The 264-nt window shown below is 54.2% G+C and carries 1 protein-coding gene; it reads left to right on the plus strand.

The features are described 5' to 3' along the window. Positions 1-8: 8 nt before the first annotated feature. Positions 9-264: MCP four helix bundle domain-containing protein (locus tag AC0L2X_RS32620; protein WP_473601240.1), on the plus strand; the 256-nt coding region annotated here is incomplete at its 3' end.

Raw genomic sequence — 264 nt, forward strand, 5'->3', positions numbered from 1 at the left:
GATGGGGCATGAAGAATCTGCGGATCAGTAGAAAGTTATTCCTGGCGTTTGGCGTCCTGTCGGCCGCGCTGATTATTATGATGGTCTTGTCAATCATAAGTCAATCGCGTCTTAACGCAACGGCAGAAACGCTGGGGCGAAGCCGTCGCGAAAAGATCGTCGCCATCGCCAATATCAATACCGCGTCCGCCCATTATCGTGCGTCCGAAGTCATGGCGATTCTGGCCGAGGATTCCGACCAGCGCCTGGCCGCTTATCAAGATG

Source organism: Mesorhizobium sp. WSM4828 (assembly GCF_055811175.1).